9 protein-coding genes are annotated in these 16,918 nt (G+C 41.5%); all 9 read right to left on the reverse strand.

Features of this window, described 5'->3' with window-relative positions; translation table 11 throughout:
• Positions 1 to 11: 11 nt before the first annotated feature.
• Positions 12 to 1,409 (reverse strand): sialate O-acetylesterase, encoded by a 1,398-nt coding sequence (locus tag J1N10_RS14945; protein WP_262327531.1) that lies wholly within the window; start codon positions 1,407 to 1,409, stop codon positions 12 to 14.
• 26 nt (positions 1,410 to 1,435) lie between these two features.
• Positions 1,436 to 2,842, reverse strand: a complete 1,407-nt coding sequence (locus J1N10_RS14950; protein WP_262327532.1) for a glycoside hydrolase family 26 protein — start codon at positions 2,840 to 2,842, stop codon at positions 1,436 to 1,438.
• A gap of 87 nt (positions 2,843 to 2,929) precedes the next feature.
• A complete protein-coding gene (locus J1N10_RS14955; protein WP_262327533.1) occupies positions 2,930 to 5,218 on the reverse strand; it encodes a hypothetical protein in 2,289 nt (762 codons plus the stop codon).
• 28 nt (positions 5,219 to 5,246) lie between these two features.
• Positions 5,247 to 6,488: a glycan-binding surface protein gene (locus tag J1N10_RS14960; protein ID WP_262327534.1), complete on the reverse strand. Its 1,242-nt coding sequence runs from the start codon at positions 6,486 to 6,488 to the stop codon at positions 5,247 to 5,249.
• A gap of 19 nt (positions 6,489 to 6,507) precedes the next feature.
• Complete coding sequence (locus J1N10_RS14965; protein WP_262327535.1) at positions 6,508 to 8,208, reverse strand: RagB/SusD family nutrient uptake outer membrane protein; 1,701 nt, start codon at positions 8,206 to 8,208, stop codon at positions 6,508 to 6,510.
• 12 nt (positions 8,209 to 8,220) lie between these two features.
• Positions 8,221 to 11,427 carry a SusC/RagA family TonB-linked outer membrane protein gene (locus tag J1N10_RS14970; protein WP_262327536.1) on the reverse strand — a complete coding sequence of 1,069 codons (3,207 nt, stop codon included), beginning with the start codon at positions 11,425 to 11,427 and terminating at the stop codon, positions 8,221 to 8,223.
• Positions 11,428 to 11,707: 280 nt separating this feature from the next.
• Entirely contained in the window at positions 11,708 to 14,281 is a 2,574-nt protein-coding gene (locus tag J1N10_RS14975) for a beta-mannosidase (protein ID WP_262327537.1), read from the reverse strand.
• Positions 14,282 to 14,303: 22 nt separating this feature from the next.
• Positions 14,304 to 15,680: an MFS transporter gene (locus J1N10_RS14980; protein ID WP_262327538.1), complete on the reverse strand. Its 1,377-nt coding sequence runs from the start codon at positions 15,678 to 15,680 to the stop codon at positions 14,304 to 14,306.
• A gap of 45 nt (positions 15,681 to 15,725) precedes the next feature.
• Complete coding sequence (locus tag J1N10_RS14985; RefSeq protein WP_262327539.1) at positions 15,726 to 16,910, reverse strand: glycoside hydrolase family 130 protein; 1,185 nt, start codon at positions 16,908 to 16,910, stop codon at positions 15,726 to 15,728.
• Positions 16,911 to 16,918 lie beyond the last annotated feature (8 nt).

The raw sequence follows: 16,918 nt of genomic DNA on the forward strand, positions 1-16,918 counted from the left end.
GTCAAGTTGTTTTACTCCATATCTTCTGAAGATGTAAAGCACGATGCCGGCAGTCCATCTTTATTAAATAGACCAGGCGTAGCCGCACTGCTCCAGGCAAATCGCACATCTATTGGTTCTTTTACTTCACGTGCAGAAACTTCAATGGTGTTTTTACGAATTCTGGCTTTGGCTTTGTGCCATTTGCCATCTTTATCTTTGAGTTCAAACATGGTTAGCGCGGGGCCTTTTGCATGTAATCCTTCTGCATAGTCAAAGTTGACCACTACCTTCTTTCCATTCACCGTATGTGCTTTGTAGATAGGCCCGGAAACTGGTAAATGACGTTTACCATACGTTTGATTCAGCGCCAGGTTGGCAAAACGAATGCCAGCGTCTATTTTATTGCGCGGATGAATATCAAGCGTATCACCAATATCGCTAACAACCACCATACCTGCATTATCCATCACATCCAAAGCACGTCGTTGTGCCTCTCGCACTTGAACACCTGAAACAGGTCCGTAATCTTTCCAAGGGGCGATTTGAGCATAGTAAAACGAAAAATCTTTGTCAAAACCTTTTCGCCATGAATCGGCTAAAGCAGCTAACATGCCGGTATAGGCTTTAGGATTAGCCGCATTGGTTTCGCCCTGGTACCATAACACCCCGGCGATATTCATCGGCATTAAAGGTGCAATTATAGCATTGTAGGCACGACCTGGTTCGCGAGCCGTCCAGGCCATGTCCTCTAATTTTTTAGATTCCTCAAATAGATATTCATCTTTTGTAATCTCTTCCTCTGGCACCCAAATTTCAATTGGTGAACCTCCCCAAGCGGTATTAATTAAACCAATTGGTACGTTATCAAGTGAATCTTGCAGTGTTCGACCAAAAATGTAACCAATGGCACTAAAATCAAGCACCGTCTCGGGCGAACAAGCTTTCCAATCACCTTGTAAGTCCATAATTGGGTTTTCGGCCGTACGACGGGTAACCGTAAACAATCGTATATTAGGGCGATTGGCATTTTTGACCACTTCATCGGCGTTATTATACCCCCAGCGTGCGCACCATTCCATATTCGACTGACCAGAAAGCAGCCAGACTTCACCCAGCATCACGTCTGATAAAACAACCGTATTATAACCCTGTATGGTAATTTCATATGGTCCACCAGCCTTGGCTGTAGGCAAAGCAACTGACCACTTGCACTGGTTGTTAACTTCTGTTCTGATGGTATCAGTACTCCAGGTAGTAGTGATGGTAACTTTCTCTTGTGGGTGTCCCCAACCCCAGAGTTTCGCTTCACTTTGTTGTTGCAATACCATGTGGTTACTGAAAAACTCAGGTAATGAGATATTGGCTTTGGCAAAACTTAAAATGAATGCAAAGCTTAAAAAAGTAAGGTGGCGTTTCGTTAGTTTCATTGTCCGTTATTTTATTTTGAGAATCATTATTTCAAATCAGGCATTTCATCGAGCGTTATCACATCATCGTGATTGAAGGCGTCTATCCACCAGGTTGCATTGGCAAATTCATGCTCTGTTGATGCAAAGTCAGCTTCATTCACATCGTTAGTGCGGTCGTGATCACACCAAGGCATAAACCACGACCATTTTCCACCATTATTCCATTGCTTGGAAACATCAGCAACATTTCCACACTCGCTGAGTGTTATCATTTTTGTAGGATATTTCTGTTGTATCGATGTAAATAACTCAGCTAATTCATCAATATTGCTGTTATTATAGACATCTTTTCCGATAATATCAACATAAGCATCGCCCGGGTAAAAATCGTCATCCTTAGTTTGCGTCGTCCACACCCAAATAAGGTTGTTAACGCCTTTTGATTGAAAGTAGTCGAACATAAAACGCCAAAGCTCAACGTAAGCATCGCCACCTTCCATACCCCACCAAAACCAGGCTTGCCCATTGTTGTACTCATAAATATTACCGGCTGCTTCGTGTAGAGGGCGCCAAATCAATGGTATATTTTCGTCCTGAAGCAATTTGATGTAGGCAATCAGCTCATCAAAATCAGCTTTGGCCACCTCGTTTTCCCAGGTTCCGTCTATGGGCACGTTCGACGGTTGGAAATTTACTTTAACACCATCCTCGTTTTCGAGCCGAAATGTAAATTTTGTATGGTCAGTTATCGTTTCATTGGGTGGAATATTCCAATGCCACGAGGCAGATATCAAGCCATTGTTAGCCCACCAGTTTTTTTGCACATCAATACTATTGTAATCAATCCAGTTGGCTGGCGACCAGTTTAGAAATATATAGTCGATACCAATTATTGCCGGATATTTATCTGTATGCTGCTTCACCCATTCTGCTTCGTTAATGTCAACCGCACCATTGCTCATGGTTGAAGACAGTGTTTTAATTCCATAATTGTCTTTCAGGAAGTTGTATACATTGACAGCCTGTGGTGATGGATTATCAATTACCAAATCAGCATCGATATTCACTGAAACAGGCTCTTTAGTTTTAAACGAAATAACAATTTCTTCGGCAGTGCTTTCATCCGGTCCCTGAACCACTCCGGCGGGAATTTTTAAGTCGTATTCAGTAGCTTCTTCAAGAGTGACCTTAACCGTTAATTTTTTGAAAGCCGCTGAAGCATCGCTAACAGGAAGATCATTTAAAGTAATTCCATGTGGTTTTAACAGGATAAGATTTTGGTTATAAATAATTTCTATGCTTACATCTCCTTTGTCGACATCGGTTGCATTCTGAAAACTACAACTTACTAATTCTGGCGGATTGGTATCAACAATAGCATTTCCATCGCTTTGACTGCATGAAAAAATGATTAACACAAACCCTAATAAACCAATCCACGATCTCATCATGAAACTATAATTTAATAATGTTTTATGCATAAGGGGAGGTATTATCCCTCCCCTTAAATATTTTAAAAATCTGAAAAATCAAGCAGTCTATTTTAGCGCCACTTTAGTCACTGTATAGTCACCACCATAAGCTCCAAAACCACCATTGCCCTGAATAGAAGCAATATCTTCAGCAGTTAGTTTAAACGATATAACTGAAGAACCAGCTGTTATCTTAATGTTTCCTTCACCTGAGTCATCGCCCGAGTCTGTGGCAATAGCAATGGTAGAAGGCAAAGCTGCCCAGTTACCGTTACCAAGGCGCATATCACCACTACCTTCTGCTGTGTAGTAGACATACATGGTTTGTCCTACTTGTAGACCACTGAAATCGTATCCTCCCCAGGTTAAGTCTGTGAATGAAGTGCTCCAACCCGAAACTAGCGCAGAACCTTCCCAAATAGGTGTTGGCGGTGAGAAATCCTTCACCCATGAGATAGATGAAATAATCATTCCGTCACCCTGAAGGATAATTGAATAACCCCAATCGCTATATGGGAATAATGATACCGGTAAATCGATATAATCAGAAGCAGCTATAAGTGCTGCATTATCAGCATTGTCAGCTCCATCATATACCTGTTCCCAATGACCATTGAACGCCTTCATTTTCGGTTCGTCGTTGGTTTTGGTGTATCGGATGCGAACGTATGAATCGTCCGGAGCTCCAGAAAAGTCAACATTCAGCTCGTAGTTAGCACTCCAATTAGCCAGCTCAACAGGCGTGTTGTACAATACAGTTTCAACCAAACCAGATGCTTCAACCTTAATTGTATAATCAACATTTGTTGTACCTGACACTAAGGTCAATTTATTCTCGCCAACATCTGTTCCAACAGCTACATAGAGTACTGTTCCTACTAGCAAAAACGGCGTGTCTCCGTCATTCAGAAGTACATTGGTCAGGTTTTCGCCATTAACAACCGAACACTCTAACAATTCACCAACCGTTGTTGATTCGGCAGCAAATTCAGCAACTGCACAAAATGTAAAAGCATTAATGGTGATACTTCCTGCAGCAACTGTTTCTCCATTATCCATCACTAGTGTTACACTGCCTGTCTCGGCTTCGAGTGGAACGACCACCTTAAATCCATCTACTGTTTCTGTTGCTTCGGCTTCAATATCGCCAAACAAAACTGTTTTTACACGACTTCCTAAAGTCGATACAATCGTAAGCTCATCCAGTGGCGTAGCATCCGATGGTATAGTAGCTACCGGCTTTGTTGTTACAAAACCATCTACAACCACTGTAGTTCCATTGGCTGTAGTCAAGGTAATATCACCGCTTTGAGCTGCTTCCGATACTTCTAGATTTAGCTTTCCATCCGCTAAGGTAACGGGTGTAGCCTCACCTCCGGTGAATGTGGCTGTAGTTACTAAATCCAAATCGCTACCTCCGATAACAACTATCTCGCCCACGCCATAAGAATCCTTTACTTCTTCTATGGCTGCTGTCGGTTCAATAAGAGTGATGTTGCCAATAGCAATTTCAATGCCCGATGGCAAAACTGATATTGCCTGACCGCTCAGCGCATTGGTTGGCACGGTCATTACCAGGCTGGTTGCATTTTGACTTGCAAATTCAGAGACTGTAATATCTCCACCTAAAGTAATTGCAGTTATTAGATCTAAATCTGTTCCGGCAATTGTTAATGCCGTACCTGGCTTAACCGGATCTGGTGTCACTTCGGCAATGACCGGTGTGACAACATTTAATTCTTCTTCAGAATAAATAATAATCGGATCCTCGGCACCATTTGAAACAGCAATTTTACCGGTTTGAGCCTCAGCAGGCACTTTTAGGGTTAATTGCTTGCGCGACTTGGTGATAAATTCAGAACTATCTACTGCCACACGATCAGTAAAAAGCACTTCTCCTACCAAGTTAAGGTAATCACCATCAATGGTTAATATTTCACCCGGCTTAATGGACTTGGGCGAAAATGAGCCTTCAATATCAATCGGTTCCGAATAGCCAATTTTGGTTTTTGTAGTAATGCTTAACTCATCGCCTAACAAGGTTATAAAACCTTCAACAGCGTCTTGAGGAACTGTCAATTTAATACTCTTGTCGGTGTGCTCGGTAAACTCACTGCTGCCAATCTCAATATTAGGTGGCAAAATAATAGTATTGATTTGGCTTAGTTTTTCGCCAATAAAGCGTAATTCGGCTCCACGAGCTATGGGCATTGGCCCATAGCTAAATAATGTTGCTTCGTTGATACCCTGATCATCATCGTCGCTACAAGAGCTTAAGATGGTGATAAAACCGAGGCTTACAACAACTGACAGAAACAACAATGATTTAAAATATTTCTTATAATTGGTTTGCATAGCAAATCGTTTTTATTGTTCAGTATTATTACATTGGTACGATACGGATGTTATCGATGCACATGTGAACTCTACAATCTTGTCCTTCAACACCACCGTGCCACACAAAGAATGTAAGGCCACCCAACATGTCATTAGTGACCATTGATCCGGCATCTTTACCATCGTGGTAATAATGAAATTCCTTCATTGGAATCGAAACAGTTATCCAACCATCAGTTATAAAGCTGCCTGATGATGCCCATGGATTCCACAAGCCACGCTGCGTAGCGTTATCTGCGATATAACCATTGGTTCCACTCACCGAATAAGGTGTAAAAATCATTTGTAAAGCAGCTGATTTCCACTCTTCCACCACGTAACACTCAAATTTCAGAACGGCCTCATTTAAATCACCTTCATAAAATGGCACATCAGGACGACCGTTAGAAGCATTCCACAAGTTAAAACTGTGGGCATCTTCGTTCCAGGTAGCTCCAATATCTCCTGCCATATCGCCATCGAAACGTACATAATTACCGCTGATACCAGCAGGGTTAGAATTGGCAATAACTCCCGAACGCCAGCCTCCGGCAGCATCCAGATTATCCCAATCTAAAATGTAGTTACGGTCATCGCGGAAATAAAATGATGAACGACCGGATCCGTAAATACTTTTAACGGTTACCTGACCGGTTGTGGTTCCAGCAGGTACATTAACAACTATTTCATCAAAATCGTCACTCACAGCCACCACTTCTCCTTGTAATTCTCCAGGGAATATAACCTGAATAGGCACATTCGGATCATCAATGAAATAGCTGCCTCTGATGACGGCTTGCTCACCATCGGCGACAAACTCGCATAACATCGAATTTGGAACTGGTGCAGGCACTATCACATTAAAATCATGTGTTATTGTATCACCTCCTGCTACCATATAAATCTTATTCGAAACCTCACCAGGTATTTCGTTAGGAACGGTAACAATCAATGAATTGGATGAGATAAAACTAGTATTCAAATATGCTTCTTTATCATTGAACCACATTTCGGTAATACTGGTTAAGTTATCTCCAATAAGAGCAATCGTTGTATTTAAAGAGGCACTCACAATCAGTGAGTCCGATTTATCCGGATCGGTCATTCGAATGTAATTCACACTGGGAACACCACCGGTGACCTCATACTCATGCGGATATTCTTCGCACGACTGAAACAAGCCTATGCCTGCCAGCATTAATAGTGACAGAAAAAGCGTGTATATCTTTTGTTTATATATCGTTTTCATACTAAACTCTTTTGTTGAATTAATTATAACCGATAGAACCAAAGTCAAAATCAACAGGCTCATCCATTAAACCAGGGTTTAATGACAAATCCACTTCCGGGAATGGGATTGTGAAATCTTCATCACTTAATCCGGTAACCTTATGACTAGTTATTTCAAGATTGGAATCATCACCATTCGTGTAAAAATCTTCCAAACCTTGCCAGCTACCTCTTTCCTGTGCTAAAATCTGTGCTTTGGCAGCAGCTGGGTCATAATAATGTAATCGAACTAAATCATACCAGCGATCACCTTCCATCGCAAATTCAACGCGACGCTCGTGGTCAATCATTTCAAAGTCAAGGCTGGTTTCATCAACGTGATTACCTTTTAAAGCCCTAGCTCTTACCGCATTAAAAGCAGCCAGAGCCGAAGCATCAGTTGTAGTAGCATTGTTACCTAAAACGGCTTCGGCATACACCAGATAAACATCTGACAAACGTAAAATATGTGTGCTTAGTGGTGTGTGCATGCGATCTAAGGACTCATAACCCTGCGCTTGCGCATCGGCTAATCGGCCTACAATGTGCTTGGTAACATTCGATCCTGTACCACTTACAAAGCTAATGGCTCCGCCATACATACCATCAGAGGCACTGTCCCAGTTATAAGCAAAACCACCCATATCAGTCCAGAAATAGTCGTAGGTATCGCCTACCATCATAATAGTGGCTTTACGGCGCGAATCGCGGTAATTGCGCGATAAGGTAGTAGCGCTTTCTTCAAATGCCGTTTGTAAATCGATGGTTGGATACACCCAGTTGCCCCACGATTGAACCGCATCGGAAAAGTTAGTTAATGATAAATCAGACTGCAATGAGTTTTGACTCGTCCATTGTGCTCCAACCGTCCAGTGCCAGGCAATCAGGCTTTCTTCGCTGAAATTGCCTTTTAACTGAAATATCTCCGAATATTCAGGGTGAAGGGTACGTCCACTGTTGTCAATCACCATTTTGGCATACTTAGCAGCCTCGGCTAAATCGGTTTCGTTACGCGAACCGCTCATTCCATAACCCGATTTTGTCAGATAAACCTTAGCCAATAAACCGTAAGCACTGTATTTATCAATGCGCCCCTTCATATTCTCTTCTGGCAACAATTCAATCGCATCATGTAAAATTAATGTGATGTATTTATACACGTCCTCTACCTTATTACGCTTTAAAGTTGCTGAAGAATTATCGGCAATAATAGCCGCGTTATCATGAATGATAGGTACGGCTCCAAAACAGCGTACCAGGTAAAAGTAGCTCATGGCTTTCCACACCATGGCTTCACCTTTTACAGTATTTTTAGCTTCTTGCGACACCTGTGGCCCTGATTTCAGGTCAACGTTTTGAATGACCCCGTTACAATAGGCATTTACCGACCATAGAGATGCAGAAGCGTTGGCGATATCGGCATCTGAATTATTAAGTACCAGGTTGGTGTAACCATCGCCAATGTCGAATACCAGGTTACCTGGCATCACATCGCCAATTTTCATAAACCCACGCTGAAAATCGTACCATGGTGAGTTATAAATCGTGTTAACCGATTGATATAGTTGCTCATCGTTCTGATAAAAACTATCAATTGTATACGTGTCCTCTGCCGGACGCTCTAAAAAATCTTCACAAGATGATACAGCTCCTAATACCAGGATAGCTATAATAAATCTTTTTAAACTATATATTTTCATAGCAAATACGTATTAGAATGAAACACTTAAACCAAATGTAAATACCTGTGGTGATGGGTAACGTCCGTTATCCAAACCAAACACATTGGCACTTTGCGTGCTGGCTCCGACTTCTGGATCAAAACCAGTGTACTTAGTGAATGTGGCCAGGTTCTCAACACTCGCATACACCCTGGCATTGCTCAGGCGAATACGTTCAATTACATTCTTTGGCAGAGTATAACCCAAAGTGATGTTTTTGATACGAATAAATGAGCCATCCTCAATATAGCGATCTGAGATGCGATCGTTATCGTTGGGGTCAGTACCTGTTGCGCGAGGCACATCAGTACCGGTGTTAGCAACCCTTACATTTGTCACATCATCCCACCAGATACCTTCGTAATTTCCATCAATTGGCTCTAACCTGGCTCTGTCATTAACAACATCAAGCTGGTTGGTAAATAAACTTTTCATGCTTGATAAGCTAATAGCCGTGTAGTTCATAACATCGTTACCATACGAACCATTGATAAAAATACTCATGTCGAAGTTTTTGTACGAGAAAGTATTGTTAAAACCAAAGGTAAAATCAGGCATTGGCGAACCGATGGTTGTGCGGTCGTATGAATCGATAATACCATCTGGTTTGCCATCGGGTCCGCTGATATCCTTAAACTTCAAGTCACCTACATAAGTGGTTGTATTGATTCCGAATACACCATCTGATGGGTATCCTGTTGGTTTCGGGCTATTCTGTAAATCTTCCAAATCCTGGTAAACACCATCGGTTACATAACCATAGAAATTAAATAATGGGTCACCCACTTCGGTTAATGAAACTACATCGCTCCACTGTCCGTAACCTTCAATATGGGCTGATGGAGTACCATCAAGAGCCACCAGTTTATTTCGGTTAAATGAAATCTGGAAGTCAGTATCCCATGTAAAATTGCCTTTGAAATTGTGCGTTGTTAAAGAAACCTCTAAACCTTTATTGTTGATTTCTCCGAAGTTACCCCATGGAGCAGCCAATGCACTTGATGCATTACCTCGTGTACCCATGTATGAAGGTAGCTGTAATGGCATCAACATATCTTTTGAGGTTTTATCATACACTTCAACAACTAAATCGGCAAAATTGAACAAGGTCAAATCCAATCCAATATTAATCTGCTCCTGCTTTTCCCATTGAATGTATGGGTTGGCAATATTCGATTGACGATAGCCAGCACCAAGGCCTGTATCCATTTTAGAAATACTTGCGCCCCATAAATAACCACCAATGTTTTGGTTACCCACTTGTCCCCAACCAACGCGTAATTTTCCATTGGTTAAGTATTGTTGAGCCCATTCCATAAACGATTCGTTGCTAAAGCGCCACGATCCTGCAAATGAATGGAAACCAGCCCATCGGTTCTCAGGTCCAAAATTAGAGGAACCATCGCGACGATAAGTATAAGTCATCATGTAACGGTTATCGTAATTATAGGTCAAACGCCCGAAATAAGAAGCATTAGCAGCACTACCAAATCCATACGTGATTTGTGGAGTACCATCACCCAATTGCGGATTTTGAATATCGTTACTTGGCAAGTTGGTATTATATACACTTTCGTATTCATAACTGTTTTCCCACATGTCTTGCCCAATCATGACCGTTCCACTATGCTTACCAAATGTTTTTGAATAAGTAAGGTAGTTTTTTACCTGCCAGAACGTATTTTTGTTGTTTTGAGCCCGCATTGAGTTAATGGAGCGTTCCCAGTTACCGTAGACTATGGTTGGACGAAACACCTCTGCTTTCGAAAAATCGAGGTTTAAAGTTCCTTCAGTATGGAGTACTAAATCTTTAAGAATGGTTGCATCGAAGAAAACAGTACTGCCAAATGAATTTCTATTTAAGAAATTATCATCATCCATAGCCATTCCAATGGCATTAGGCTGTGATGTTTGTCCTTCGCGGAAAATGCTGGCATAACTTCCATCCATATTATAGATAGGCATATCAGGTGTTGTTTGCAATGCAATGCGGATGATACCTGCTTCTGAATCAGCCAGTCCTAAGCGCTCATCGGTTTGTGAATAATTCACATTGACCCCCATTTTTAACCAATCTTTCAACTGAGCATCCAGGTTGGTTCTAAATGAAAAACGTTCAAATTCAGTACCAATAACAGTTCCTTCCTGGTTTAGATAACCACCCGAAACATAATACTTTAGCTTATCACTACCACCGGACACATTCACCTGGTGCTGCTGAATTGGTGCAATCTGAAAAATTGATTCCTGCCAGTCGGTACCATGCCCCAGCAATGATGGGTCCAAAAATTCAGGGCGCTCTTCACGACCGTTTGTCTGAGCAGCCACAGAGTTGCTAAATTCAGCAAATTCGCGCAGATTCATAATGTCAATCAACGAGTTTTGACGTTGCACACCGTAAGAACCTTCGTAATTAAATTTGGCATCTCCTTCTTTTCCGCGTTTGGTGGTGATAATGATTACTCCATTGGCACCTTGCGAACCATAAATGGCCGTTGCCGAGGCATCTTTTAAGATTTCCATCGACACAATATCATTCGGGTTCAACTTTGAAAGAGGTGAAACGCCAGATGTAGGCGCGTTACCCAAAGCATCGCCCAAACCTAAATCATGACCGCCTGTAGATGTGTTTTGCATGGGCACCCCATCAATTACGTATAAGGGCTCAGCACCTGCATTTACTGTACTTTGCCCCCGTACACGGATACTTACTGCTCCACCCGGTTGCCCTGTTGTAGAAACAGCTGTAACACCAGCTGCACGACCTTTCAGCGCCTGGTCGATATTAGCTATACCAGCCGCCACCAACTTATCTGCATCCAAAGACACAGACGCCCCGGAGAGGTCACTCTTTTTCATGGTACCGTATCCAACTACCACTACTTCATCCAAATCTTTAGTATCGGGAACCATTCGGACGTTTAATGTCGTTTGATTACTGACATTAATGACCTGTGCTTCAAAACCGATAAAAGAAAACACCAGATTAGTATTACTATCTGGTACTTCGAGCGAGAATTTTCCCTCAAAATCGGTTATAGTTCCCTGCGTTGTTCCTTCAATAACGATGGAAACGCCCGGTAAAGGCTGATTTGTATCATCCTTTACGGTTCCGGTTATTGTTTTTTCCTGTGCATAACTCCAGTGAGCCATGAGGAATAATACAATAACTCCAAATAATCGCAGATTCAAATTCATAAAAACTTTTTTAATTAATAGATTTGATTCACTTATTGTATTTATTACACTTTGAAATTTTAACAAATTTAAACACATTACTTAGTAGAATACTATACTATTTTATCAATAACATGTACTTTTCACTTGAGAGTAATGTGCAGTTTTCTTATTAAATGAGTTTACATTTTAACGACACTTCTGAAATCAACTCTGATTATTAATCTTTATTTATAACCAGAGTTGATAATATCTAAGCATCAAATATCTGTTCTTTTTTACCAAAAGATGTGTTGATTTGTTAACGTCTTATGTATCTAAAGTTAACTTTATCATAAGTTACTGGAACATCACTATTTAACACTTTAACCCTTTTAGTTTGACCAGGTAAAATATCAAAATAATTGTCGCTTAAAACTAAACCAGAGCGTTCGTCATACAGGTATAAACTTCTTACCAGTTTTTTAGAACTAACATCAATAAAAGTATCATCACCGTCCGTTGTGACCGAAATATTTAAATCAACATCTGGTAAATTTAAGTCTTTGGCATGTTTAAAATAATGGTACTTAGAACTAACGTTTTTGTGTTCGTCTTCTATTTTTAGAACCAAAACATCGTACTTTTTATTCAAACCTTTAATATCGATTAAGCTTAAAGGTTCGAGTTGTGTGCAAGTGTTGGCATTAATCGTGATTTCACGTGAAGCCTCATAAACTTTGTTTCCATCAAAATCTATAACTTCAATTTTCAAAGTTGCCTCTTTACTTTCTAACAAATCAGAAACAACATACAACTCCACCCTATCTTCGGCATTCACCGCACTAATCATGATGGGCTTAAATGCATCGCGAACAGCATAGTGCATCGCTTTCCACTTGTGATAATAATCGGTACTACTCCAGCTAGCCACTGGCCAGCAATCGTTAATTTGCCAATATAGTGAACCCATACAATAAGGCATGGCCCGACGATGCGCTTCAATACCCATTCTCATTCCATGAGCCTGCAACACCTGGCTCATATACAAAAACTGTTCAAAATCATCAGGCACCTTGTAATACCAGCTCATGTATTCTTTTATCCGTAAGTTTCCAATACCACTACGTTGATGGGCAGCCATTACATCTGATTCAATATCATAATCTTCTGGTTTCGTATAGGTTTTCACCGTTTCAAAATCAGGAAAAGACTGAAAGCCAAATTCACTCATAAAACGTGATTTGTATTTATCGAAGTCTTTAAATGGATGTAAACCATGCCACACACCCCAGTAATGCATATCGCCCGAAGTGGTTTCGTAGCTGGCATGTTCCTCCGGATTATATCCAGACTGTGGTGATGATGGCCAATAATCAACATGAGCTGTATAATCATTAATCACATCAGGTAATACCTTATGAAAGATATCCAGGTATGCCTTTTGAATCTCCTCTTGTTGAGCCGGTGTATAACGCTGTTTCCAGCCCCAGCCTCCTTCACCGTAATGATGCCAGGCTGTATTAATTTCATTATTACCGCACCAAAGCACAATAGAAGGGTGATTGCGCAAGCGCTTAACATTATCGATCGCTTCATGCTTAATATTATCAAGCATGGCCTCATCACCAGGATACATAGAGCAGGCAAACATAAAATCCTGCCACACCATAATCCCATTCCGATCGCACAACTCGTAGAAGTAGTCGTTTTCGTAAATCCCTCCGCCCCAAATACGCAACATATTCATATTGGCATCAACGGCATCGGCTACCACTTTGTCGTAATCGTCTTTTGAAACACGTGGCAAAAAGTTATCGTTTGGAATATAGTTGGCTCCTTTGGCAAAAACGCGAACGCCATTTAACTCAAACAAGAATGATTCTCCAAATTCATCCTTTTCGCGAACTAACTTCACTGAACGCAACCCTGTTGAAACGGTTTTTTCCGCTAATATTTTCGACTTCTCTTTAACCTGAATATCAAAATCATACACATGAGCCTCGCCAAGCCCTTTGCTCCACCACAATTGCGGGTTTTGAATTTCAAAAGCCACTGCTGACTGATTCATTCCTTTTGCCAAACTTAACTCCTGATGAGCCAGAATATTTTCGTTATTCTTAATGATCACATCCACATGCACAGCAGCTTCTGATTCAATTTCGATATCGGCAACAAGCTTTGCGAGCTCCGAAGTTACTAAGGGTTGCTTAATGTAGACCGATTTCAATCGTAATTGATTCCAACTGCGTAACTCTACATTGCGCCAGATGCCAGACGTCACAAAACGTGGGCCCCAATCCCACCCATAATGATAACCGGCTTTACGGGTGAAAACAGACACTTTCTTATCTTCTAATCCGCCATTCTTCGACTGATCGTTGGTGGCTGGATACGAATAACTGGCCGCTTCATAAAGTTCAAGACCTTTTTTAATTGGCGAATGCAAATACACTTTCAAGTGATTTTCACCCAGGCGAATAAAGTCTTTAACATCAACCGTCCATTCGCGGTGCATATTATTAGTCTCCTTTATTAACTTCCCGTTCAGAAAAATATCAGCATAGGTATCAAGGCCATAAAAGTGCAACTCAACACGGTCGTTTTGCATGGTGGAATTACTAACCTCAAAACTTGTTTGATAGGCCCAATCCTTTTTATCGATCCATTGCAAATCACTTTCATTAGTCCGATAAAAAGGATCCTCGATTTGGCCATTATTGAGTAAATCGGTATGAATCGTTCCCGGAACAGTGGCATTTCCACTATGATCGCCATCCACTTCCTGATACGTCCATCCTTGATCAACAATCTGAACCGTCATATTTTCTGTATTTGAGGGCTGACAAGCTATCAGCATTATTAAGCTAATGCCTAGCAGTAGATTTTTTTTCATCATTAAATCGTTTAATTCGTAATTATTCAGCGTTTCTTCGCTGATCTAATTCGGCATTAATGCTTACCATTTTCTTGTCGTTTAGCGAGTATAACATCATAACCAAACCAGACAAAAGAGCTGCTCCTCCCGGCACAAAGCTCATCATGTATTTAATGCCTTTAATGGTTTCGGCCGACTGATCAACATTGGCTTCAAAACCGTAGAATGCCAGGAGCCATAAAGTAATGGAGCCACCAATGGTCCATCCTAGTTTTTGTGACATGCTTGATGCTGAAAACACCAAACCAGTTGCCCTTCTTCCTGTTTTCCACTCCGAGAAATCAGCCGCATCGGCATACATCGACCATAACAATGGAAAAACGATACCGGCACAGAAACTAATCAAGCCTTGCAAGGTATAGATCAACCACAAGTTATTTTTACCGACGAAAAAGAAGAAACCACTTAAAATAGCAGCACAAAACATGGCATACATAAATGTCTTGCGTTTACCCAATACCGACGAAACCGACTTGGCCATTATAACCCCTATCATGTTAGTAGCCTGGCCTAAAAACAAGTATAATGTACTGAACGTAAAAGTGGCACTTGTCCACGATAGCGCTACATCATCGCTGATAAAGTATTTGAAATAATATAGAGTTACGCCATCGCGCACCGAGTTAAAAACCAAAGTAGCCACTCCGGCTCCCAATAATACAAACCAGGGAATATTACCAACCAGATTCTTTAAGTCTTCTTTCAGGTTATTCTTCTGTTCTTTGGGCGGTGAAATGCGTTCGCGTGTCCAGCTGAAGGTTAATAAAAACATGATAATAACAAGACAGCCCACTACCACCATTGTTAACTGATAAGCAGTAGTTACGGCCACCACATTTTTAAAACCATCAACCAAAGGTTGATAAATCAACACCACAAGAATGCTACCCGCAAAAGCAAAAGCCATGCGATAAGAAGCAAATAAGGTCCGGTCGTTGGATTTAGGCGACATCACCCCTAACAAACTGGCATAAGGCACATTGATAGCGGTATACACCATCATCATAAGCGTGTATGTAATATAAGCATATATCAACTTACCTGTAAGTCCTAAATCAGGTGTTGTAAACATTAAAACACCCACAACACCAAACGGAACAGCCACCCACAACAGGTAAGGCCGGAATTTCCCCCATTTGGTGGTTGTGCGATCACAAAGCACGCCCATCAAAGGGTCGTTGGCTGTATCCCAAATGCGGGTTGCCAAAAACATCGTTCCCACCGCAGCTGCTGAAATTCCGAAGACATCGGTGTAAAAAAACGGTAAGAATATGGAGAATATCTTCCAGAACATGGAGGAAGCTGCATCACCAAAACCATAACCGATTTTCTCTCTTAAAGTAACTTTATCTGACATGTTTATTTGTTGAATCATTTAGTTGTTGAACTGCAGAATCGAGGTTCATTTCAATAAATGCATGAATTCCTTATTCTTATCAACCAGCTCATTGATGGTTTGCACGCTTAAGTGCGAGTGAAGCTTATCTTCGGGCGAGTTGAGGCAATAATCCACCAATTGGTCGATGGTTGTTGTCGCCACATGCATGCGCGTATCCGAAGCTGCATAATAAATGTATAAAGTGCCATCATCATCGGCAATCCACCCGTTAGAAAACACCACATTAGACACATCACCCACCCGTTCATCTTTCATTGGGGCAATAAAGTGGCCGTTGGGCTTATGCGTAACGACCCAAGGTTTTTCCAAATCAGTCATAAACACATATAAGGTATAGCGCAAACCGGCCGCTGTATTGCGTACACCGTGTGCCAGTTGCAACCATCCCTTCGCGGTTTTGATTGGCGCCGGTCCCAGTCCGTTCTTTACTTCGTAAATGGTGTGATAAGTCTTGGCATCCACAATCACCTCTTCTTTAACCTCCGGCTGTTCAATGGACTCCGATAATCCAAAACCAATGCCTCCACCTTTGCCTGTATCGATAAAACCATCTTGCGGACGCGTGTAGAAGGCATATTTACCCTCAATTAAATGCGGAAACAACACCACATTGCGCTGCTGACCACTTGTAGAAATTAAATCAGGTAAACGCTCCCACGTTTTTAAGTCTTTGGTGCGGGCGATGCCGGCCGCGGCAACTGCACTACTGGTATCGCCTTCGGGAGCTAACGGGTCTTTTCGTTCGGTGCAAAAAACACCATAAATCCATCCATCGTCGTGCTGCGTCAGGCGCATATCATACACGTTAGTATCCGGCTTATCGGTTTGTGGTAATGTAATGGGTTTATCCCAAAACCGAAAACCATCGATGCCATTGTCACTTTCGGCAACAGCAAAAAATGATTTACGGTCGTTACCTTCCACGCGTACCACCAACAAATACTTGCCATCCAGCTTTATCGCACCTGCGTTAAAGGCGGCATTAAAGCCAATGCGCTCCATCAGGTAGGGATTGGTGGCTTCGTTCAGATCGTATCGCCAGTGAATCGGCACATGATTGCGCGTTAGTATGGGGCGCTTATATCGTGTATAGATACCGTTTTCGCTAAATAATGCTTTATTTGGTTTTGAAATCAGTTTGTTATGTTTCTTTTTAATCGCTTCCAAACGCGGTTCAAATGACATCATGCTCTTCA

The organism is Carboxylicivirga litoralis, from assembly GCF_025499605.1.
Classification (GTDB): Bacteria; Bacteroidota; Bacteroidia; order Bacteroidales; family Marinilabiliaceae; genus Carboxylicivirga; species Carboxylicivirga litoralis.